This is a genomic window from Calothrix anomala FACHB-343, assembly GCF_014696435.1.
In the GTDB taxonomy this organism is placed as follows: Bacteria; Cyanobacteriota; Cyanobacteriia; order Cyanobacteriales; family Nostocaceae; genus Aulosira; species Aulosira anomala_A.
On sequence record NZ_JACJQG010000033.1, the window covers coordinates 69584 to 91746 of the forward strand.

The window sequence follows — 22163 nt, forward strand, 5'->3', positions numbered from 1 at the left end:
GGTGCAAAGCTTTTATTTCTCAGACTACAAACTTGGAATATCTAGGACTTTAAATATCATGGTACAGACTCCCCCATCTCAATTTTCTCCAGAACAATATAAGGTTGATGCGCCGAATCAAGAAGTAGAAAATATTATCAAATCGCCAGCATCAGAAACAGATATTAATTTAGAATTTCTCTACACTAGAGATATTGAATTTCGCCAGGAAACTATTTACTTTATTGTGGTGGATCGCTTTTATGATGGCGATCCCGATAATAGTGAAGGGATTAATTCCGAACTTTACGATCCTACAGGAAAAGACTGGGGTAAGTACTGGGGTGGCGATTTACAAGGCGTAATTGATAAATTAGATTATTTAAAAAATATGGGAGTAACGGCTATTTGGCTAACTCCTTTGTTTGAGCAAGTTGAAGAGTTATTTGTGGGTAATGCGGCGATTCATGGTTATTGGACAAAAGATTTTAAGCGCATCAATCCCCGGTTTATTGCTGAGGGCGAAAATCCTTCTTTAAACGCTACTCAAGATACAAAAGATACTACTTTCGATCGCTTGATTGCAGAAATGCACAAGCGCAATATGAAATTAATTCTTGATATTGTTTGCAACCATAGTACCCCAGATACTAGTGGTAGCAAAGGTGAATTATATGATGATGGGGTAAAAATTGCTGACTTCCATAATGATGTGAATAATTGGTATCATCACTACGGTGTAGTGCAAAATTGGGAAGATGAATGGCAAGTCCAGAATTGTGAATTGGCTGGGTTAGCAACTTTCAATGAAAATAATAGCGAATATCGTCAGTATATTAAATCGGCAATTAAACAATGGCTAGACAGGGGTGTAGATGCGCTACGGGTAGATACTGTCAAGCATATGCCGATTTGGTTCTGGCAAGAATTTACTGGTGATATGTATAATCATAAACCAGATGTGTTTATTTTTGGTGAATGGATCTATAGCAATCCTAGTGACGATCGCTCTGTAGAATTTGCCAATCATTCGGGGATGACAATTTTAGACTTTGGCTTGTGTGTGGCGATTAGAGCTGCATTGGCTCAAGGTTCAGAAAATGGCTTTCATACAATTCAATATATCTTTGACCAAGATCATCGCTATAATGGCGCGACAGAGTTAGTTACTTTTATCGATAACCACGATATGTCTCGCTTTCAATCGCTGAATCCCGATCCGGCGATGTTAAAAGTAGCGATCGCTTTAATTATGACTTGTCGCGGTATTCCTTGCATCTATTACGGCACTGAACAATATCTTCACGATGATACCGATGGCGGTAACGATCCATACAATCGCCCGATGATGGATAATTGGGATATTGAGACGAAAATTTATCGTTATGTGAGATTATTATCTGGTTTACGACGATTAAACCCAGCCGTATCTATGGGTAGTCACTGGCAAAAATATTTAACTGAGGATGTTTATTGCTACCTGCGCCGTTATCGCGATTCTTTATGTTTTGTGGCGTTAAATCGCGGGGGAGAAGTCACTTTAGCGGAAGTAGAAACAGAACTACCAGATGGCGAACATACTTGTATCATCACTCGGCAAAAGTATGAAGTTAAAGACGGCAAAATTCACAACCTCACACTTGCAGAACGGGGAGTGATTGTTTTTAGTCATGTAGGCGAAAGAATTAAAGGGCAGACAATTGTGCGCGTACAATTAAACGGCGTACAAACTCAACCAGGTGAAACCGTTGTTGTAACTGGCGACTGTCCAGAGTTGGGTAACTGGGATATTAGCAAGGCTTACCCTTTGGAGTATATTAACACAAATACCTGGTTTGGCGAAATTCCTTTTAACGAGACTGCAGGTAAGTTAATTAGTTATAAATATGCCATTTGGCGCGAAGGGCGATCGCCTTTACGAGAAAATAGCGTACCCCGGCGCTGGGTAGTTGCCAAAGAAGGTACTGTGAAGTGGCGCGATATGTGGGCTTAGTTTCTCACGTTCTTTGAAGCTCCGCCTAAAAATTTGCTAAATTAAGGCGGAGCTTCACAGTTAGTAATCAAGAAGTATACCATTTCGCCAAAATTCAGCAACAAATCCAAACTCAAAAACTCTTACTAAAGATAGCTTTCTTAATTTTGAATTTTGAATTTTGAATTTTGAATTTTGAATTTTGAATTGGTATTATTCCCCTAGACGTTAAATCGGAATAACATTACATCGCCTTCTTTGACAATATATTCTTTACCTTCACTTCTGACTAAGCCTTTTTCCTTGGCAGCATTCATCGAACCAGATGTGACTAAATCCTCATAGGCGACAGTTTCCGCGCGAATAAATCCCCGTTCAAAATCGGAGTGAATTACACCTGCGGCTTGGGGTGCAGACATTCCGGCGTGAATTGTCCAAGCGCGGGTTTCTTTGGGGCCGCTAGTGAAATATGTCCGCAAACCTAATAAAGTATAAGTAGCCCGGATTAAAGATTTTAAACCGCCTTCTTCTACACCTAAAGATGCGAGAAAATCAGCTTTATCTGCTTCTGGTAATTCTACAAGTTCGGCTTCTACTTGAGCGGAAACTATGACAACTTGAGCATTTTCTTGAGAGGCGATTTCTCGCACTTTCTCTACAAAATCATTGCCTGTGGCTAAGTCATCTTCAGAAACATTGGCGGCGTAAATTATGGGTTTATTTGTCAGCAGTCCTAAACCTTTAATTATCTCCGCTTCTTCATCTGTTAAACTGATTTGTCTGACAGATTTACCTTCATTTAAAGCCGCAGATAACTTTTCTAACACTGTGACTTCAAATTGTGCTTCTTTACTAGTCCTGGCTAATTTGCGGGTACGGTCAATGCGGCGTTCAATTTGTCCTAAATCTGCTAAACCTAGTTCTAAATTAATGATTTCCACATCTCTGGCTGGGTCAACAGAACCAGCAACGTGAATAATATCATCATTTTCAAAACACCGCACTACATGGACAATGGCATCAACTTCCCGGATGTGGGACAGAAATTTATTTCCTAATCCCTCACCCTCACTCGCACCTTTAACTAAACCGGCAATATCGACAAATTCAACCCGCGCGGGAACGATTTGTTCGGAATTGGATATGTTCGAGAGAACATTTAAACGCTCATCCGGTACTGCGACAACGCCGACATTCGGTTCAATGGTGCAAAATGGGAAGTTAGCAGCTTCGGCTTTGGCGTTAGCCACCAAAGCATTAAATAACGTAGATTTTCCGACGTTGGGTAGTCCGACAATTCCGGCTCGTAACATTGTAGATTTTCGATGTTGGCTTACATTACCAAGGATAATTTAAACCGGTTCGGGAATTGTTTGGGGTATTGTTCCGGGAACTGTTTGGGGAATGGGTGCGGGAACAGTTTGGGGTATGGGTTCGGGAACTGGTTCGGGTACAGGTTGGGGAATATTTGGCGATGGTGCAGGTTCTGGGCTAGGTAAGGGATTGGGGACGGGATTGGGTATTTGTGGTTCGGGGATAAAAATGGCTTTTGGGTAGATCATAGAAAGTCTAAATTAATTTAGGCGACTTTCTCACGCTAGATGAAAAGTTAAGCTGATGACATCTTCCTAAATGGGCATTGGGCATGGGGCATTGGGCATAGGGCATTGGTTGGTGAGTTAGGGGTAAGACTCCTCGCTGATACCGAAATTCCGCCGTCACCCTCCAAGGGTGCGGCTAATTGAACAAAGCCTGCTTTTGCAGGCTCAATTTCTCTAGCCTGCAAAAGCAGGCTTTGTAGCTTGAGCCAGTGGCTTATAGCCTGCAGGCGGTGTGTCGGGTAAGCGAGAGAAATTTTTTATGGAATGGATTTGGTTTAATGTAGTTCGGGGTAAGACTCCTCGCTGATACCGAAATTCCGCCGTCACCCTCCAAGGGTGCGGCTAATTGAACAAAGCCTGCTTTTGCAGGCTCAATTTCTCTAGCCTGCGGAGGCAGGCTTTGTAACGTTAGCCCCAGGCTTATAGCCTGCGGGCGATGTGTCGGGTAAGCGAGAGAAATTTTTTATGGAATGGATTTGGTTTAATGTTCTCAAACTGGGGTTTGAGTTCTCAATCTGGAGTTTGAGTTCTCAATCTGGGGTTTGAGAACTCATTTGAGTGTATTCCGCAGGCAAAAGTTGATATTGAGTTCTCAATCTGGGGTTTGAGAACTCATTTGAGTGTATTCCGCAGGCAAAAGTTAATATTGAGTTCTCAATCTGGGATTTGAGAACTCATTTGAGTGTATTCCGCAGACAAAAGTTAATATTGAGTTCTCAATCTGGGGGTTACTGATTGTTTTAAGTAATTTCCTAGATGTTTATCAATTTTATATGTTTCAAAAATGACAATTAATTTGCAGAATTTTCTCAGGCTGATCGTAGGGAAGTTTTTTAAGCTAAAGAAGCTGAAATTATCCAATTTCAGAACTAATAACCAAATAATCGCATTAAAAGGTGCATTTCATGGCTAGACAAAAAAGAAGTTCCCAAGTACTCAAAAATGCAGCGCGTCGCGCAGCTGGTATAAGTTCAATCGATCAAAATGTAGATGTTGGTAGTGGATTAACTTTATCAGCTTACTCTAGCCTGATTGAAACCATGCGCAGTAAAGAAACTGCCTATAACACTGCGCTTTCTAACTTAGATAGGTTATACCGAGACATGTTAGAAACAGAGCAGCATTTGGCAGATATGAGCGAACATATACTGATGGGTATTGGTGTTAAATATGGCAAAAGCAGTGCAGAGTATGGTATGGCAGGAGGGGTTCCTAAAAACAAACGCCGCAAGGGGTTGCGCGGTGAGTCTCCAATTGTTAGTAATGAGCCAAGTGAATGATTGCTGATGTTACAGCAGTTTTCACCCATTTGAACCACATCTATCGTAGGGAACACCGACAATCTTTTGGTACATACAATAATTTTACTGATGCCGTGCCCCTACAGCGTGGTCTATTTACAGGAAGATGCTGTAACAACAAAGGCAGAGGGTAGGCTTGATGAAATAATTTTCATCGCCACATTATAAAAGGACAAGGGGGACAAGGAGGACAAGGGAGAAATAACTCTTTCAACTAGCAGAAGGGAAGAGGGCATGGCAGTGCCATGCCCCTACAATCTTTCGTATTCTTTGTTTAAATTACTATTATTATTCCCCCTGCTCCCTGCCCCCTGCCCCATGCCCCATGCCCCATGCCCTTTGCTACCTATGCCTCGTCTGGGCGATCGCTTGTCGCCATGCATGTAATAATGTTAACCGTTGCTCTTGATTCATGGTTGGCTCAAAGCGTTTCTCTACCTGCCATTGCTGGGTAATTTCTGCTTCGCTTTGCCAGTAACCAACCGCTAAACCGGCTAAATAAGCAGCGCCTAAAGCCGTGGTTTCGGTAATTCTGGGACGAACTACAGGCACGCCTAAAATATCAGCTTGAAATTGCATTAATAAATCGTTACGGGATGCACCGCCATCTACCCGCAGTTCCGAAAGTTCCAGTTGGGAATCTTGACGCATGGCTTCAATCACATCAGCCGTTTGATAGGCAATACTTTCTAAAGCTGCGCGGGCAATATGGGCGCTGGTGGAACCGCGAGTTAAACCGACAATTGTGCCCCTGGCGTAACTATCCCAATAAGGTGCGCCTAAACCGACAAAAGCCGGGACAAAATACACGCCACCGTTATCAGGTACATTGCTAGCAAGGGTTTCTACATCTGCACTGTGCTTAATAATTCCCAGTCCATCACGCAGCCATTGCACAACCGCCCCAGCTACAAATACGCTACCTTCTAAAGCATAATTGGTGCGTCCGTTAATTGACCAGGCAATTGTAGTGAGCAGTTTGTGTTGAGATAGCATTGGTTGATTACCGATATTTAAGAGTAAAAAACAACCAGTGCCATAAGTATTTTTTGCCATGCCACATTCTAAGGATGCTTGCCCAAAGGTAGCTGCTTGCTGGTCTCCGGCAATTCCCGCAATGGGAATGCGACTGCCAAACAGACCTTCAGATGTATATCCATATACCTGTGATGAACTCTGCACTTGGGGAAGCAGGGAACGGGGAATATCGAGAATAGTTAGTAATTCATCGTCCCATTGTTGAGTGTGAATATTGAATAGTAAAGTTCGGCTAGCATTCGTCACATCTGTAACGTGCAATTCCCCTTGAGTTAGCTTCCAAATCAACCAGCTATCAACGGTGCCAAAGGCTAATTCACCACGTTCAGCTTTTTCTCTCGCTTCTGGGACATTATCCAGCAACCACTTAATTTTAGTCCCGCTAAAGTACGCATCGATGACTAATCCGGTTTTCTGCTGAAATATTGTCTCATAACCAGCAGCTTTTAGGCGATCGCATTCTGCCGCCGTGCGTCTATCTTGCCAAACAATAGCATGATAAATCGGCTTCCCTGTTTGGCGCTCCCAAACTAGCGTCGTTTCTCGCTGATTAGTAATCCCAATCGCTGCAATATCACTCGCCTTAATCCCAATCCGTGCTAAAGCTTCATTTGCCACCCCAACCTGCGAAGACCAAATTTCCTCTGGATTATGCTCTACCCAGCCAGGTTGGGGAAAGATTTGCGGAAATTCCTTCTGCGCGATCGTCAGGATATCGCCATTGCGGTTAAATATAATCGAGCGCGAGCTAGTTGTACCTTGGTCAAAAGCCAGAATATATTTAGTCATGAATCAATTCAAAATTCAAAATTCAAAATTCAAAATTAAAGACAGCCACCCACAAGAGATGGGTTTGTTACCGTTCGGCTGACGCTCACGGCGAAGCCTACCTTGGGAAACAAGGATTTTTTCGCCCACTAGGGGCGAGGTTTTAAACCTAACTTTTTCCTATAAAATAATGCGACAGATTGTAGGGGCATGGCACTGCCATGACCTCTAGAATATATTGATGTGTCGCCAACATAATTTGAATTGCTTAAGACTTAGGGACTTACAAAAAATAAATTACCAATATTCCGTAGTGCGAACATAGGGAATAAGGCAGAGCATGAGTTAACAATGCCCAATGCCCAATGCCCAATGCCCAATAGCTATTCATCCCACCAAGGAGTGAACTTTCCCGCCGACTTCTTGTTATTTAAGTTACATGAGTTAACCATAATAGTTAGCCGAAAAGAGCTAAAATCTCAATTGGGTTGTACGAAAATTTGGCGCTTGCATCAACTTTTATACCACTCTCAACAAGCTACGGTATTGACAACTGTTGAAGAAGGCAGAAGGCAGACGGCAGAGGGCAGAAGGCTCAAGTCAAAAGGGGATTTAAACTCCTCATGACTTGGCAGCCCTGAACTCTTGTTCAGTGGGGGTTTAAAACCCTTACTCCCTTTCGGTCGTGGCAGAGAGTAGGAAACAGAATTCCCTTCTGCCTTCTGCCTCCGTCCCTCTGCCTTTCTTGATAATTCAAATATTCATCGCCAGACAGAGTGTTGACTTATGTGTACTGAATTTGGGCGGGAAATCTGCGGCAATCTCGACACCGCAGAATCACGGGAATGGCTAGTTACTAACGGTATTGGTGGTTATGCTTCGGGAACGGTAGCAGGTTTATTAACCCGTCGCTATCACGGCTTACTAGTAGCAGCATTACAACCGCCTTTAGGTCGCACTTTACTGCTGGCTAAACTAGATGAAACTGCCCTATACGATAATCGCCCTTATTCTCTATATATTAATCGCTGGGCAGATGGTAGCCTTAACCCTCATGGCTATCAACATATTGAACGTTTTTCCCAGGAAGGGACAATTCCCGTCTGGCGTTTTGCTGTCGCTGATGCTTTGTTAGAAAAACGGGTATGGATGCAGCAAGGGGCGAATACAACCTATGTGCAATATGTCCTGCGTCGCGCTACCCAACCGCTTAAATTAACGCTGAAAGCCTTGGTTAACTACCGCGATTATCACAGCGATACTCACAGCAACGGCTGGCAGATGTTGATTGAGCCAGTAGAGCAAGGAATTTGTGTGACTGCTTATCCTGGTGCTGTACCGTTGTATTTGCTGAGTAACCAGGGTAATGCTTCGCCAGTTCACAATTGGTATTATAACTTTGACCTAGCAGTAGAACGATATCGGGGATTGAGCGACAAAGAAGATCATCTCCACGCTGCAACCTTTGAAGTTACCCTCAATGCTGGAGAATCGCTGACCTTTGTAGCTAGCACTCACAAGCAAGCAGATTTAAATGGAGAAGTAGCGCTGAAACAGCGTCAAGCCCAAGAACAGAAGTTAATCGATTTGTGGAAATCTCAACGACCTTTAAATGCGCCTAATTCTCCTGTTTGGATTAATCGTTTAGTCTTAGCTGCTGACCAGTTTATCGTCAATCGTTCCCTACCAGAAAACTCCTATGGCAAGACTATCATTGCTGGTTATCCCTGGTTTAGTGACTGGGGACGGGATACGATGATTAGTTTACCAGGTTTAACCCTATCTACTGGTCGCCCAGAGGTAGCGCGGGCAATTCTGCGGACTTTTGCCAGGTATGTAGACCAAGGAATGTTACCCAATCGCTTCCCTGATGCAGGTGAAACACCAGAATACAACACAGTTGATGCAACTCTGTGGTATTTTGAAGCGATTCGCGCTTACTTTCACGCCACCCAGGATGATGATTTACTCATGGAATTATTCCCCGTCTTGGCAGAAATTATTGATTGGCATTGTCGCGGTACGCGCTACAACATTCACCTAGATGCTAGCGATGGTTTACTTTACGCCGGGGAAACAGGGGTACAACTCACTTGGATGGATGCCAAAGTGGGAGATTGGGTAGTCACGCCGCGAATTGGTAAACCTGTAGAAGTCAATGCTTTGTGGTATAATGCTCTACGCACAATGGCAAAGTTTGCCCGCCAATTGGGTAAACCACATCAAGAATATGAAGCGATCGCCAATCGGGCAGAAATTAGATTTGCTCGCTTTTGGAATCAGGAGCAAGGCTACTGTTACGATGTCCTAGATAGTCCCGATGGTGATGATGCATCTCTACGCCCTAACCAGATTTTTGCTGTATCCTTAAGCGAAAGCCCCCTTACCCCAGCCCAACAAAAAGCAGTAGTGGATATTTGCGGGCGGATGTTACTCACCTCTTACGGATTGCGATCGCTATCTCCCCATCATCCCCAATATCATGGCATTTACGGAGGCGATCGCTATCAGCGTGATGGAGCTTATCATCAAGGAACAGTGTGGGGATGGTTATTAGGTGCGTTTGTCTTCGCCCATTTACGTGTCTATCAAAATCCAGGTATTGCGCGTCAGTTCCTAGAACCAATGGCAAATCACCTGAACGCCCAAGGTGTTGGTAGTCTCAGCGAAATTTTTGATGGGGATGTACCAATAACACCCAGAGGTTGTATTGCTCAAGCATGGACAGTAGCAGAAGTATTACGTGCTTGGTTAGCCGTCGAGAAATTCTAATACCAATTCAAAATTCAAAATTCAAAATTCAAAATTAAGATTATCTCGTTTCCAGCCGGAGGCTGGAAATGCGTATTCGTGGGCTGCTGCCTCTTATCTGATAAATTGAGGCAACAGCCCCACGATTTTCGCTCCCACGCAGAGCATGGGAGCTAGATGGAATTCAAAATTCATAATAATTCTCCCCCTGCCCCCTGCCCCCTGCCCCCCTGCTGCCTATATGTGTCATCTATCACCATGAGTTTTTCCTGAGAATTTTCCCGCCCAATTTTTCAGCAGAAATTCAGCATTATTGAGGAAGAAAACGCAATACTTCAGATAGTACAGTCATCAGGCATTAACTAGGGTTTATTATGACCAATCTCACCCAAGAAGAAATTAGACTAGAAGCTGCAAGAAATCAGAAAAGCAAATGGCGCAAGTGGGGGCCATATTTAAGCGATCGCCAATGGGGAACAGTGCGGGAAGACTACAGCCCTAACGGTACAGCTTGGGACTATTTTACCCACGATCAAGCCCGTTCTCGCGCCTATCGTTGGGGTGAAGATGGCATTGCCGGCATTTCCGATGAACGCCAGCGCCTCTGTTTTGCAGTTAGCCTTTGGAATGGTGAAGACTCTATTCTGAAAGAAAGATTTTTCGGGCTAACTGGTAATGAAGGTAATCACGGCGAAGACGTTAAAGAATATTACTTTTATCTTGACAATACACCCACTCATTCCTACATGAAAATGCTTTATAAATATCCCCAAAAAGCATTTCCCTACGCTCAATTACTGGCGGAAAATAAAAACCGCAGCCGCCATGAACCAGAATTTGAATTATTAGATACAGGCATATTTGATGATAATCGCTACTTTGATGTCTTTGTAGAATATGCGAAAAATTCTGCTGAAGATATTTTGATTCAGATTCAAGTTGCTAATCGGGGTGACGCAGCCAAGACATTACATTTATTACCTACATTATGGTTTAGGAATACTTGGTCTTGGAATGGGACAAATGATAAACCGCAAATTCAAAAAGTTGATTTTCATAATAACTTGAATATTCTCGAAGCGGTGCATTCATCTTTAGGTAAAAGGTGGCTTTACTGTGACGGAGAAGTAGAGTTTTTATTTACCGAAAATGAAACCGATAACGCCAAGTTATTTGATACACCTAACGCTTCAGCCTATGTTAAAGACGGCATTAATGAATATATTGTCCAGGGAAATAAAGCCGCAGTAAATCCCGATAAAATTGGTACAAAAGCGGCTGCTTACTATGTATTAAATATTGGTGCTGGTGAAACTAAAACTGTACGCTTGCGTTTGAGTCACAAAGCTGATTTAGCTGCACCCTTTGGCACAAATTTTGATGAAATCTTGACTACCCGCCAGCAAGAAGCAGATGAATTTTATCAAAACTTAACGCCCTTTACTCTGAGTGAAGATATGCGCAATGTCCAGCGCCAAGCATTTGCGGGGATGTTATGGACTAAACAATTTTATTATTACGATGTCGAGAAATGGTTGCAAGGCGATCCTGGCACAATTCCCCCACCAAAAGAACGGAAATCTGGCAGAAATCGCGAATGGTTTCACCTAAATAACGAAGACATTCTTTCTATGCCCGATAAATGGGAATATCCCTGGTATGCAGCTTGGGATTTAGCATTTCACTGCATACCTTTGGCAATGATTGACCCAGATTTTGCTAAATATCAATTAGATATTTTAACGCGGGAATGGTATATGCATCCTAATGGGCAAATTCCTGCTTATGAATGGGCATTTAGTGATGTGAATCCCCCCGTACATGCTTGGGCAACTTGGCGGGTTTACAAGATTGAACAGAAAATGTATGGACGAACAGATAGGCAATTTTTAGAAAGGGTATTTCAGAAGTTATTACTAAACTTTACCTGGTGGGTAAATCGCAAAGATACTGAAGGTAATAATGTATTTCAAGGAGGATTTTTAGGCTTAGATAATATTGGTGTATTTGACCGCAGTGCAACTTTACCCACAGGCGGACATATTAACCAATCTGATGGTACAAGTTGGATGGGGATGTATTGCTTAAATATGCTCACCATCTCTCTAGAATTAGCCAAAGATAATCCGGTTTATGAAGATATTGCCACTAAATTTTTTGAGCATTTTTTATATATTGCTGATGCCATGAATCATATTGGTGGAGAGGAAAATAGCTTATGGCATGAGGAAGATGGATTTTTCTATGATGTATTAAATTCACCCCATCAACAAATTAGTTTAAAAGTCAGGTCAATGGTAGGGTTAATTCCTCTATTTGCTGTTGACACTATTGAACCAGAGATATTAAATTTACTACCTAACTTTAAGCGCAGGTTGGAATGGTTTATTAAAAATCGTCCTGATTTGCGGCGAAATGTCGCTTGCATGGAAACTGAAGGAATGGAAGCGCGGAGATTATTAGCGATTGTTTCTAGTAATAAGTTACGCCAAATTTTGCAACAAATGTTAGATGAAACTGAATTTTTCAGCGATTACGGTATTCGCGCCCTCTCGCGATTTCATGCCGAACATCCCTACATTTTTAATGTCAATGGCTGTCAATTCCGTGTAGATTATGAGCCTGCGGAATCTAGCAGCAGTTTATTTGGTGGTAATTCCAATTGGCGCGGCCCGGTATGGTATCCGGTGAATTTTCTATTAATTGAATCGCTGCAAAAATTTCATCATTATTTAGGCGATGATTTTAAAATTGAATGTCCTACAGGTTCAGGTAAAATGCTAACTCTGTGGGAAGTAGCATCAGAATTATCGCAAAGATTAATCAATATTTTCTTGCAAAATTCTGCTGGTAAACGTCCTGTATATGGGGGAGTGGAGAAGTTACAAACCGATCCGCACTGGCAAAATTTAATTTTATTTTATGAATATTTTCATGGTGATAATGGTGCGGGAATCGGTGCGAGTCATCAAACTGGGTGGACTGGTTTAGTAGCGAAACTAATCCAGCAGTTTGCTGAGTATGAAGCACAAGATCCGGAATCAGAAATTCAACAGGCGAAACAGGCGATCGCAAATTTTTAAATTTACAGCATATTTCAGGTAAATCAGGTACGCGATCGCGGGGCATGGCAGTGCCAGTGCCCCTACAATCAACAATTATCTGTACCTCACCAACTGGCAATTCACTGTCAATTTTGCGACAGACTACTAGGTGATGCTAATACCTTGAGGCTGCTAAGACGCAAATCTTCACAGCCAGTAATAAAACCACCTGTGGCTTGGATGTGTTGCAAATATTTAATCGCAGCTTTGGTAATTAACTCTCCTGGCATTAACACGGGTATACCTGGAGGATAGGGACAAACGATTTCTGCACAGATGCGATCGCGCGTTTGTTCTAGTGGTAAAGTTTCTGTAGGGGTGAAAAAAGCCTCGCGGGGAGAAATTTGCACAGAATTACCCAGCTTAAAAATATTATCCCAGAAAATTGACTTGGTTTTTGCAACTGGCGGTAAATTTATTTGCGCCAAGGTAGTCAAACCTTGAATTAAATTTTCAATATCGGCTGTGGTATTGCCGAGGCTAATAATCAAAGTGAGATGTTGCAGTGATGCAAATTCTGGCGTTACACCCAGTTCTGCATCTAAAATTTCCTCTGCGGCAAAGCCGGTTAAACCTAAGCCGGAAACGGTGACGGTAAGGCGAGTTCGATCCAAGGCAATAAAGCCAGGTGTTGGTTGCTGGGGTTTATCTACAACCGATAATCCGGGAATTCGGCTAATTTTAGTTCTCGCTAACTCCGCTAATTCCAATGTGCGGCACATTAGCTGTTTACCTTGCATTGCCATTTGCTGACGCGCTGCATCCAGGGAAGCTAAGAGGATATAACTGGGGCTGGTAGATTGGACTAATTGCAAAGCTTTATTTACGCGATCGCAATTTATTCTGTTACCTTGCAGGTGTAACATCGAAGCTTGCGTCATTGCACCCAAGGTTTTGTGGATGGATTGGACAGTTAAATCTGCACCTGCGGCTAATGCTGGGGTAGGTAAATTGGGATGAAAAGCAAAGTGCGCGCCGTGAGCTTCATCCACGAGTAAGGGAATATGATATTCATGGGTTATTTGGGCGATCGCTTGTATATCTCCGCAAACACCGTAATATGTGGGGTAAACTACTAACACTGCTTTTGCATCCGGATGCTGTTGTAATGCCGCTTGCACAGCTTGGGGTGTAATACTGTGAGCAATATCTAAAACTGCGTCATATTCAGGATTGAGAAAAATTGGCACAGCACCAGAGAGAATTAAACCTGCGATCGCAGATGAATGCACATTGCGCGGCAAAATAATTTTATCCCCTGTATTACAGGTTGCAAGAATCGCCGCTTCAATACCGCAGGTAGAACCATTCACCAAAAACCATGTTTGTTTAGCACCAAAGGCTTGTGCTGCTAGTTGCTGCGCTTGCAGAATCGCCCCTTGGGGTGCAAACAGATTATCTAAATTGCTTAACTCTGTTAAATCAGCGCCAAACACCGCTTTACCCAATAAATCAGCCAAAGGTTGCCCAATTCCCTCTCCCCGCTTATGTCCGGGGGTATAAAAAGGCGCGTGGGGTTTTGCTGCACAGGCTTTTAAAGCGGCGATTAATGGCGTTTGATTTTGGTTCAGCATGACAGCGATTTTTATTAGTGTAAGCTAATCTGCTTTTAAGTTGCACAATCCATTGTCAGGGTTGTTGACTGTTGACTGTTGACTGTTGACAGCCCTTATTAGTAGTTATGCAATTTAGATGCACATTAGTGTATGACAACTTCAGGGCCAGAAAACTCGAAGTCGGAAATTTTGGCAAAATTTCCCTTAATTGCCGAAAAATACTAGCGCGATCGCACTGGAATTTATCTCCTGTTTCTCACACAGTTGCGTACAAATGTACTATAATAATAAATATAGCGCCCACAAAGCCCGGTTAAGTTGAGAATGGCTCTGTGGAAGGTTTCTGGAAGGAAGATAGAATTAACGATGAGTAATATGATGAAGCACTACATTCTCAACCTCAACCCCACTGCAAAGCATGAATGGGATCGGTGTATTTTACGCGATCCTCTGACAGCAAAACGCCCAGATATAGCCAAGATAATCGCTGATGCGGTTGGTGCAGATACAGGAAGTTATTTAGTGAGTGTGAATATCGAAGTGACTGTACTAGAACAAGCTGCGGTACCACAAGCCGAACAACTTTCCCTTTCATTTCCAGAGATGACACCACCATCTCAATTACGGGAAGTGGCGTAGGAACAGAGATGATAAGGGGCTAGAGGCTAGGGAAGACAAGGAAGACAATTGTAGAGACGCGATTCATCGCGTCTTTGCCCAATGCCCAATGCCCCATGCCCATTTACCTAATATTATTTAATTATGCAACTGAGTTATTATCCGGATGCAATAGTTCAAGCTGCTCATCGAGTTAATGAACTAGATTCGCAATTGATGGCAGTGCAACAGCAAATTAACCGCTTTGAAGGTAACGCAGATCGTAGCGCTGCTTTTGATATGGATTTAAAGAATGATGCACAACGCAAAGCGCGGCGCTTTGAAGTTCTGCTGGTAAATCAGGAATATCAAAAAGCCATAGATACCCAACTGAGATTAACCGCAGAAAAAACAAATGCGATCGCTCATTTGGAATATCTGCGTAACCAGTTTAGTGTAGCGAAGTTAGAAGCCAGATTAGCGATCGCCCAACAACTCACTGATTTTGAATCTCGCGAATTAGTAGGATTGTAAATCATTGTCTAACGCTTAGGGAACTCCAGAAAATAAATTATCCCAAATTGTAGGGGCGGGGTAACCCCGCCCCTACAATTTGCGGGCTTGGTAATACCAATTTCAATAATCTTTGCGACACATCAAAATATTCTAGAGGGCATGGCATTGCCAGTGCCCCTACAATCTGTCGCATTCTTTTTTCCAATTGGTATAAGTTAATGATTGGGATATTTTTTTATCAGAAAAATGGGTTTAAAACCTCGTCCTTGTAGGACGACTTTTGTGGTAGGATTTGGTACAAACAGATATCCAGGCTCAATACTTACGCCCTGAAACAGGTGGGATGAGAGCAAACTCGGATACGGCTGAAGGGCAATGGCAGTGTGCCACCCTGGAGGCAAACAAGTTTTTTGAACTTGTGTACTCTACAGCTAAAAGTCGCCATAGGGCATTGGGAGACTTTAAACGGACGCGGAGACTGGGTAAGACTTGCTTGCAAGCACTGGTCGGTGAAACGTCAAGGAATCCTCACACTTTTAGGGTGAGGAGGTATGTCAACTGGAAATCCCTTAAACACAGAGATACCCGACTTTTCTCGAAAGTCGGGTATCTTTTTAGAATTACTCAATAACCGCTTCGTGTCTAATGCGCACTTGGCGGTTCATTTCAAGTAAATTTCTTGCATTTTCGCCAAAATATCTAGATTTAACCAATATTAAACTCGATAATCAAAGCTTAGAAGTTCAAATTTGGAGTTCTGAGAATCAACCATCCTGTAATAAACAAGAAGTTTCCGGCTTTTTCCATGATGGTTGCAGATATTTACACGAAACTCCGAGTTCCGAACACCAATGTTCAAGAGATTTACTCAAAACGCCGAGTTCCGAACACCAACGTTCAAGAGATTTACTCAAAACGCCGAGTTCTGAACACCAACGTTCAAGAGATTTACTCAAAACGCCGAGTTCCGAACACCAATGTTCAAGATATTTAGGCGAAACGATGGAATAGAGAAGTATCAATCAACCCCATCATCAGCATCTCACTGAAAAATAAGATTTCCCATGCCCTGTACCCTATGCTCATTTCCGTTAAAATTTAACTACTTCCGTCCAGCTTCAAACAGTGATTTAAGTAAGTAGGTAAAAATAAACTAAATTATATGACAAAAAGTAAATAGACTTGAAACCCTTACCAATGACCAATGACCAATGACAAATGACAAATGACCAATAACATTTTATGCTTGACCTGACAAAACTAGCGCGACAAATGCAAGGTTTAAGTCAGCATCTTTCTTCAGAAGCTGCTGCAAGTCGTCAACGTTTAGAATTAGCTCAACAATACCTACACAAAGCTTATAGCGAACAACAAGATTTAATCGCTCGTCAGGAGAAATGGCGCGATCGCATTCTCTTTGCTAATGCTACACCCATAGAGCCACTAGAAACTTGTATTGAGATTCCAGTACCGCCGAAAATTCATACTGTAATTGCTACTGATGGTTCGCAAATTGCGCCTAACCACCATGAAATTGCTTACTGTTATCTGTTAAATATTGGCAGAGTCGTTTTACATTACGGACAAAATCGCCATCCACTCTTGGATAGTCTGCCAGAAGTATTTTACCGTCCCGAAGATTTATATATGTCTCGGCAGTGGGGAATTAGAACTGAAGAATGGATGGGTTATCGCCGTACTGCTAGCGAAGCCACAGTCTTAGCCGAACTAGCTTGTGCGGTAAAAGGAGAAGTACCTACCCTGGCGATGGTGGATGGTTCCTTAATTTACTGGTTTTTAGAACAATTACCCCTTGATGCCCGCGATCGCATTTTACCCCCCATTATCGCCGCTTGGCAGCAAATGCGTGACGCCCAAATTCCCTTGATGGGATATCTCAGCGCTTCTCGTAACGTCGAAGGGATGAACTTTTTACGCTTGTTAGCTTGTCCCCATCCCGTACCCGACTGTATAAGTTATTGCCCCAATCAATTAGAAAAGGTTCCTTGTAAAGTCTTTGAACCCTTGCGCGATACTTCTCTGTGGACAACTCAACTCAAACCAGGACAGCGCGGCCCCTTGTGGCGCAGCAATGCCAGAATTTTGGAGTTGTACGAAGACCAAAACATATATTTTTGCTACGTTCATGTCGGTACCGAAATTGCCCGGATAGAAGTACCTGCCTGGGTAGCAGAAAATACCGCTATGTTTGACCAAGCCTTAGGACTGATGCTGGCACAGGTGCAAAAAGGCTATGGTTATCCAGTAGCGATCGCTGAAGCTCATAATCAAGCGGTGGTACGTGGTGGCGATAAAACGCGCTTTTTTGCGTTACTGGAGAAGCAAATGATTAAAGCTGGTTTGAGAAATGTGGGTACTTCTTATAAAGAAGCGAGAAAGCGGGGAAGTATTGCATGAAAGGTCATTTGTCATTGGTCATTAGTCATTTGTAATACCAATTTAAATCATATGGTTATAGTTTGAAAACACGCCCTAACCCCCCTTAAAAAGGCTACGGTGTACACACAAGTCTTATAACCTAGCCCGATAACGTTTTGATCCCCCCTAACCCCCCTTCAAAAAGGGGGGAAGAGAATCAAATTCCCCCTTTTTAAGGGGCAGCCCTGCGTTGCGGGGGTTCCCCCCGTTGTAGCAAGTGGCGTGGATTTAGGGGGATCTAGCTACATTTTGCACTTAGCACAGAGATCTGTGTACACCGTAGAGGAGAAGGGGAGAGGGGATAAGGGCGAGGGTTTTTGTACAACACTCGCCGTATATAGCTTTTAGCTGAAGTTGACACCAATGAAGTCTAAAGCCCCTGGGAGGGGGTTGGGGGATCTGAGTGCGTAAGTTCTGGCATTGCCCTAAAAATTTATAAACGAAACACCCAAAGCTATCAGCAAACACAAGTGCTGAGATAGCAGTTTCAGCAGTAGTTAACTTTGCACAGGTAAATTCCGTTTGAGTTGCAATCCTATCAACAATCCGACAATGACAAAGGCTGTCATGTAAGCCAAACTAATAAACCGCACTGAAAAAGGTGGTGCGACTCCTTCAACATCTATAAGTTTTTCTAGCTGAAATGGCTTAAATTGACGTTCAGCATTGGGTTGAGGCGCAATTTCTACTTGTAGTTTATGGGGTGCGCCATCAAAAAACCCTTGTTCCCATGAAAATTGTCCTGTGGAATCGGTTACAGTTTTGTAAGCAAAATTCACAAAACCATCTTCAACCATGACGGTTGTAATATTTAAAAGTAAGTCAGGAATTGGTTGATTAGTTTTTTCATCAGTTACTTTTAATTGCAAAGCCGCAGTTTCACCAACGCTGGTGTTAGTAGATCCTAATAATTGCAGTTGCAAACCTTGTTGACGAACAATTCCCGAATTATCAACTTGTAGCGCAGTTGTAGAACCATGTTCGTGATGCCCTTGATGCTCGTGATGCTCTTGATGCTCGTGACTGTGTGAGTGTCCTGCACCTTGGGATTGGGCAACTTCTGCACTGATGTTAACAAATAATAGAGCTGCGATCGCCACCACAGTCAACCCACTTAATAATAATCGCACTCGCGCTGGTGCAATTTCTCCCGGTGCGATCGCTTGTCTTCCACCAATTACCCAACCGCCACCTAGCCCAACTAGTAATAAAATCACAGCGAGAATCGCAAAATTCCGATATTTTACTGAATTCTCAGCTACTGGTAATGTCAGGGTTTGCTGAATTGGTGTAAAAGCATTGGCAACAACGGGGGTAACATTCACCTTAAGTTGGTAATTCCCCCGAATTGGTAACATCTGCTGAACTTCTAGCTCGCCTTTAGGGGCGATAGTTTCCAAATCTAGAAGCTTGGTTCCCTCGACTATGGGAAAATCTGTAGTAAACCAAGGATTATGGGGTGGGTTAAAAATTTCCAGGTTAAATTTAGCGTTCTCTAAAGCTTTACCTGTAGCGTCTTCGGCTCGCAGAACTAATTTTACTGGCGATTGGGGCGTACTAGATGCCGCTTCAAAGGGTAAAACTTTGCTTGCTGGTGCTGGGTTCACCAGTCGCACTCCTGGCGCGGGGGATGCGGAGAAGCCGATAAAACTATAAAAAACTACACTCACCATACAAATAGCACTGATGAGTGTATAAAGCTTAAATTTCGACATTTTCACTGTGAATTTCTACAGTAATAGTGGAGTGTATCAAACCTTGTGAACCCAGCTTATACCAATTCAAAATTCAAAATTCAAAATTAGCAAAGCCAGATACTAAAGGGGCTTCTGAGTTTGGATTTATTGCTGAATTTTAAAGAATTGGTATTACAAGTTTTCAATTACTCATTTTTGCTGTAAATTGTGGAGAATCTTGTGCGCTGGATTTCACGCAGATTCTTCCCCCAATCCTAGCGAGGATATGGGGGTGCTTAAACAGTTGCTAACTGTTTAGTGACAAGGTACCAACAGGGTATGGTGACGGGGGTTATGTACGCGATCGTGAATTGCCGGATAGGTTGTAAAATAAACAGTCCACAGTGTCAACGCACATAGGGAAACGAAAAGTGTTGCTTGTACAGGCGTTGATAAAGTCAAGTTAGCCGTTTTTTGCAACACTGAAGGATGAGTTTGAGTTGTCATCTTATACCTCGCATAAATTTAGAACAGTGAACGCATCGGCGGGTGTTCCGGCTGGGCTAGCTTTAGCAACTGTTTTCTTGATGAACCGCGAATTCATACCCAAGTTTCCCCTTTACCTTTAGCGGCTGTTCTCCACTAAAACCGATTATTACGCAAATAACACAATATCTTAGTTTTTGTTGGCGTGCCAGTATGTATATTTATGCAAAAATTTGCGATTGACAACAGCAGGCTATATTATTGGCTACTTATCGTTCCTGCGTAATTAGAAATTTCTTTGTGATGGCTGCTGTATTATTTGATTCTTTCTAATGAGCGATCGCCAGAATGTAAATTTTTTTATTAAATCGAATACTCAGTATTTTTATTCAATTTATGACATTGGGCATGGGGCATTGGGCATTGGGCATTGGGCATTGGGCATTGGTCATTTGTCATTTGTCATTTGTCATTTGTCATTTGTGGTTTGGGATATAATTTGCCCAATATCCAGGTTTTAGAGGATATTGCCCTAGCTAACAATCATACTCTAATTTAATTTAGATAAATTTTGATGATTTGCTAGGAAATAGCATTAATTAAAATTAAATAATAGATGATATTTATACCTATTTTCTAAAATTATCCTAATTCCGAGGTTTGAAGACCCATGCGTTTATACGTAGCAGGTTTTCAGTTGGGGTTTAAATCCTCGAATGAAAATGTCTTTAATTTTGAATTTTGAATTTTTAACTCTTGTCTTAATTACGAATTACGTAGGCGCAAGCCTTCCCGCAGGGTATTACGAATTACGAATTAATATTATGTCTAGATGCAGGCGATCGCTCATCTTCATCATGGGCTAATTTGGTCGCGATCGCACTTCTCAGCACTTCGCTAAAACACAGTTCTTAACACTGATTGTTTTTTTGTGATTTTTGTGGCAATATTTTTTACATTAAGCAAAATACTATAATACGATAGATTTATCGTAGTTTGCAAAGCAGCCTAGAAGAGGAGAATCTAAATGAGACTCATATCCAGTCGGGCAAATTTGGCGAAACTAAATGTTTTTGATGAGAAATATTGTCTATTTGTCCCATTGTTCCTAAACCATTCAGTGATGATGGGAGGTTAAGCCAATGTCTCCTCGTCAAGCGAAAAAATCTCCCCCAGTTCATAGCCGGATTTCAGTTCCGCAAAAGTATCACAGACAACCTGTGATTTCGCGGTTAGTGTCGCGCTATGGTTTAACAGTCAACATTACAGCCGCATCATTAGTATCAGATGATGACAGCGATGGCTGGTTTGACTTAGAACTATCGGGAAATCCCCAGCATTTAACCAATAGCTTATCTTACCTGCAAGAATTGGGTGTAAATTTAGTGCAAATAGCGATCGCTAACCAAATTCAAATGAATAACCGGGATTTGGAAGAAAATCCGATGAAGTGGGAATTGGGCGAGGGAGAGAAAAATCTAGTTCCTAATCATGAAACCACATTTTTGCGATCGCGATCGCGAAAAATCACAGGGCTGTCAGAAGAATATCAAAAATGGTTATCTCATGGTCAAACTAATCGCTTACGTCTACAGCTTTGCATTTTGCAAAATTACCACCAGAAACCTATAATTTCTCAACTAGTTTCTCGTTATGGATTAACAGTCAACATCATCGGTGCGCGCCTTCACCCCAATATGCAAGATGATGGCTGGTTTGAGCTAGATTTATGGGGTAAAACCAAGCAAATCCGCTCTAGTCTAATTTATCTCACAAAATTAGGATTACCAATTTGGCCTGATTGGGCTAGTGGCTAGGGACTACAAAGAGTTTAATAAAAATTTTTGAAATACTGATTTATAGTAATATGACCGCATTTAATCAAGTTCAATTGAAAACCAAGAGTAAATTTTCTGTTTTTAGTTCTGCGATCGCATCAATTCATGACAAAAACCAGATTACTCAAATTCGTGTATGTGTATATATTCCGAAATCCTACCTAAATGAGCCAGTAATTTCCCGGTTAATTTCTGATTACGGCTTAATTGTTAACATTACTGGTGCAATGCTAGAAGCAAACACAGATAGCGCTGGACGTTTTGACTTAGAAATTCGCGGAAGCGTGGCTCAAATCAATCATGGTATAGCTTATCTTGAATCTCTCAATCTTAAAATAATCGGCAAACCCCATGTTAATGGTGATAGTTGGTCTTACTAATTAATAGTCAATAGTCAATAGTCAACAGTCAACAGTCAATAGTCAATAGTCAATAGTCAACAGTCAACAGTCAACAGTCAACAGTCAACAGTCAACAGTCAACAGTCAACAGTCAACAGTCAACAGTCAACAGTCAACAGTCAACAGTCAACAGTCAACAG

General features: G+C 42.3%; 17 protein-coding genes. 11 read left to right on the plus strand and 6 right to left on the minus strand.

Annotation, left to right across the window (positions count from 1 at the left end):
* Positions 1-58 precede the first annotated feature (58 nt).
* Complete coding sequence (locus tag H6G08_RS19285) at positions 59-1972, plus strand: alpha-amylase family glycosyl hydrolase (protein ID WP_190545812.1); 1914 nt, start codon at positions 59-61, stop codon at positions 1970-1972.
* Between the two features lie 200 nt (positions 1973-2172).
* Here the strand turns inward: H6G08_RS19285 and ychF are convergent, their stop codons facing one another.
* A complete protein-coding gene (gene ychF / locus H6G08_RS19290; RefSeq protein WP_190545814.1) occupies positions 2173-3264 on the minus strand; it encodes a redox-regulated ATPase YchF in 1092 nt (363 codons plus the stop codon).
* Between the two features lie 39 nt (positions 3265-3303).
* Complete coding sequence (locus H6G08_RS19295; RefSeq protein ID WP_190545815.1) at positions 3304-3513, minus strand: hypothetical protein; 210 nt, start codon at positions 3511-3513, stop codon at positions 3304-3306.
* Between the two features lie 944 nt (positions 3514-4457).
* On the opposite strand from H6G08_RS19295, the gene H6G08_RS19300 reads away from it, so the two are divergent.
* Complete coding sequence (locus H6G08_RS19300; RefSeq protein ID WP_190545817.1) at positions 4458-4832, plus strand: hypothetical protein; 375 nt, start codon at positions 4458-4460, stop codon at positions 4830-4832.
* Between the two features lie 363 nt (positions 4833-5195).
* Here H6G08_RS19300 and glpK read toward each other — a convergent pair whose 3' ends face one another.
* Positions 5196-6680, minus strand: a complete 1485-nt coding sequence (glpK, locus tag H6G08_RS19305; protein ID WP_190545819.1) for a glycerol kinase GlpK — start codon at positions 6678-6680, stop codon at positions 5196-5198.
* Between the two features lie 351 nt (positions 6681-7031).
* Here glpK and H6G08_RS19310 point away from each other — a divergent pair, with 351 nt between their 5' ends.
* From H6G08_RS19310 to H6G08_RS19320, 3 genes are all read left to right on the plus strand, one after another.
* A complete protein-coding gene (locus tag H6G08_RS19310) occupies positions 7032-7286 on the plus strand; it encodes a hypothetical protein (RefSeq protein ID WP_190545821.1) in 255 nt (84 codons plus the stop codon).
* Between the two features lie 159 nt (positions 7287-7445).
* A complete protein-coding gene (gene glgX / locus H6G08_RS19315; protein ID WP_190545823.1) occupies positions 7446-9431 on the plus strand; it encodes a glycogen debranching enzyme GlgX in 1986 nt (661 codons plus the stop codon).
* Between the two features lie 353 nt (positions 9432-9784).
* Positions 9785-12493: an MGH1-like glycoside hydrolase domain-containing protein gene (locus tag H6G08_RS19320; RefSeq protein WP_190545825.1), complete on the plus strand. Its 2709-nt coding sequence runs from the start codon at positions 9785-9787 to the stop codon at positions 12491-12493.
* Between the two features lie 107 nt (positions 12494-12600).
* Here H6G08_RS19320 and H6G08_RS19325 read toward each other — a convergent pair whose 3' ends face one another.
* Entirely contained in the window at positions 12601-14088 is a 1488-nt protein-coding gene (locus H6G08_RS19325; RefSeq protein ID WP_190545827.1) for an aminotransferase class I/II-fold pyridoxal phosphate-dependent enzyme, read from the minus strand.
* Between the two features lie 357 nt (positions 14089-14445).
* On the opposite strand from H6G08_RS19325, the gene H6G08_RS19330 reads away from it, so the two are divergent.
* From H6G08_RS19330 to H6G08_RS19345, 4 genes are all read left to right on the plus strand, one after another.
* Positions 14446-14709, plus strand: coding sequence for a hypothetical protein (locus H6G08_RS19330; protein ID WP_096647830.1), 264 nt, complete (start codon positions 14446-14448; stop codon positions 14707-14709).
* Positions 14710-14829: 120 nt separating this feature from the next.
* Positions 14830-15201, plus strand: a complete 372-nt coding sequence (locus tag H6G08_RS19335) for a hypothetical protein (protein WP_190545846.1) — start codon at positions 14830-14832, stop codon at positions 15199-15201.
* Positions 15202-15828: 627 nt separating this feature from the next.
* Entirely contained in the window at positions 15829-16194 is a 366-nt protein-coding gene (locus H6G08_RS19340; protein ID WP_190545829.1) for a hypothetical protein, read from the plus strand.
* Between the two features lie 231 nt (positions 16195-16425).
* Entirely contained in the window at positions 16426-17601 is a 1176-nt protein-coding gene (locus tag H6G08_RS19345) for a DNA double-strand break repair nuclease NurA (protein ID WP_190545831.1), read from the plus strand.
* A 518-nt stretch (positions 17602-18119) separates the two neighbouring features.
* Here the strand turns inward: H6G08_RS19345 and H6G08_RS19350 are convergent.
* Both H6G08_RS19350 and H6G08_RS19355 read right to left on the minus strand, forming a co-directional pair.
* The gene (locus H6G08_RS19350) at positions 18120-19337 is read right to left on the minus strand and encodes a hypothetical protein (protein ID WP_190545848.1); all 1218 of its coding nucleotides are present in this window, start codon (positions 19335-19337) and stop codon (positions 18120-18122) included.
* Between the two features lie 276 nt (positions 19338-19613).
* A complete protein-coding gene (locus H6G08_RS19355) occupies positions 19614-19805 on the minus strand; it encodes a CbtB domain-containing protein (protein ID WP_190545833.1) in 192 nt (63 codons plus the stop codon).
* A gap of 1121 nt (positions 19806-20926) precedes the next feature.
* Between H6G08_RS19355 and H6G08_RS19360 the strand changes: the two genes are divergently transcribed.
* Positions 20927-21601 (plus strand): NIL domain-containing protein, encoded by a 675-nt coding sequence (locus tag H6G08_RS19360; RefSeq protein ID WP_190545835.1) that lies wholly within the window; start codon positions 20927-20929, stop codon positions 21599-21601.
* A gap of 50 nt (positions 21602-21651) precedes the next feature.
* The gene (locus H6G08_RS19365) at positions 21652-22002 is read left to right on the plus strand and encodes an NIL domain-containing protein (RefSeq protein WP_190545837.1); all 351 of its coding nucleotides are present in this window, start codon (positions 21652-21654) and stop codon (positions 22000-22002) included.
* The last annotated feature ends 161 nt before the right edge of the window (positions 22003-22163 follow it).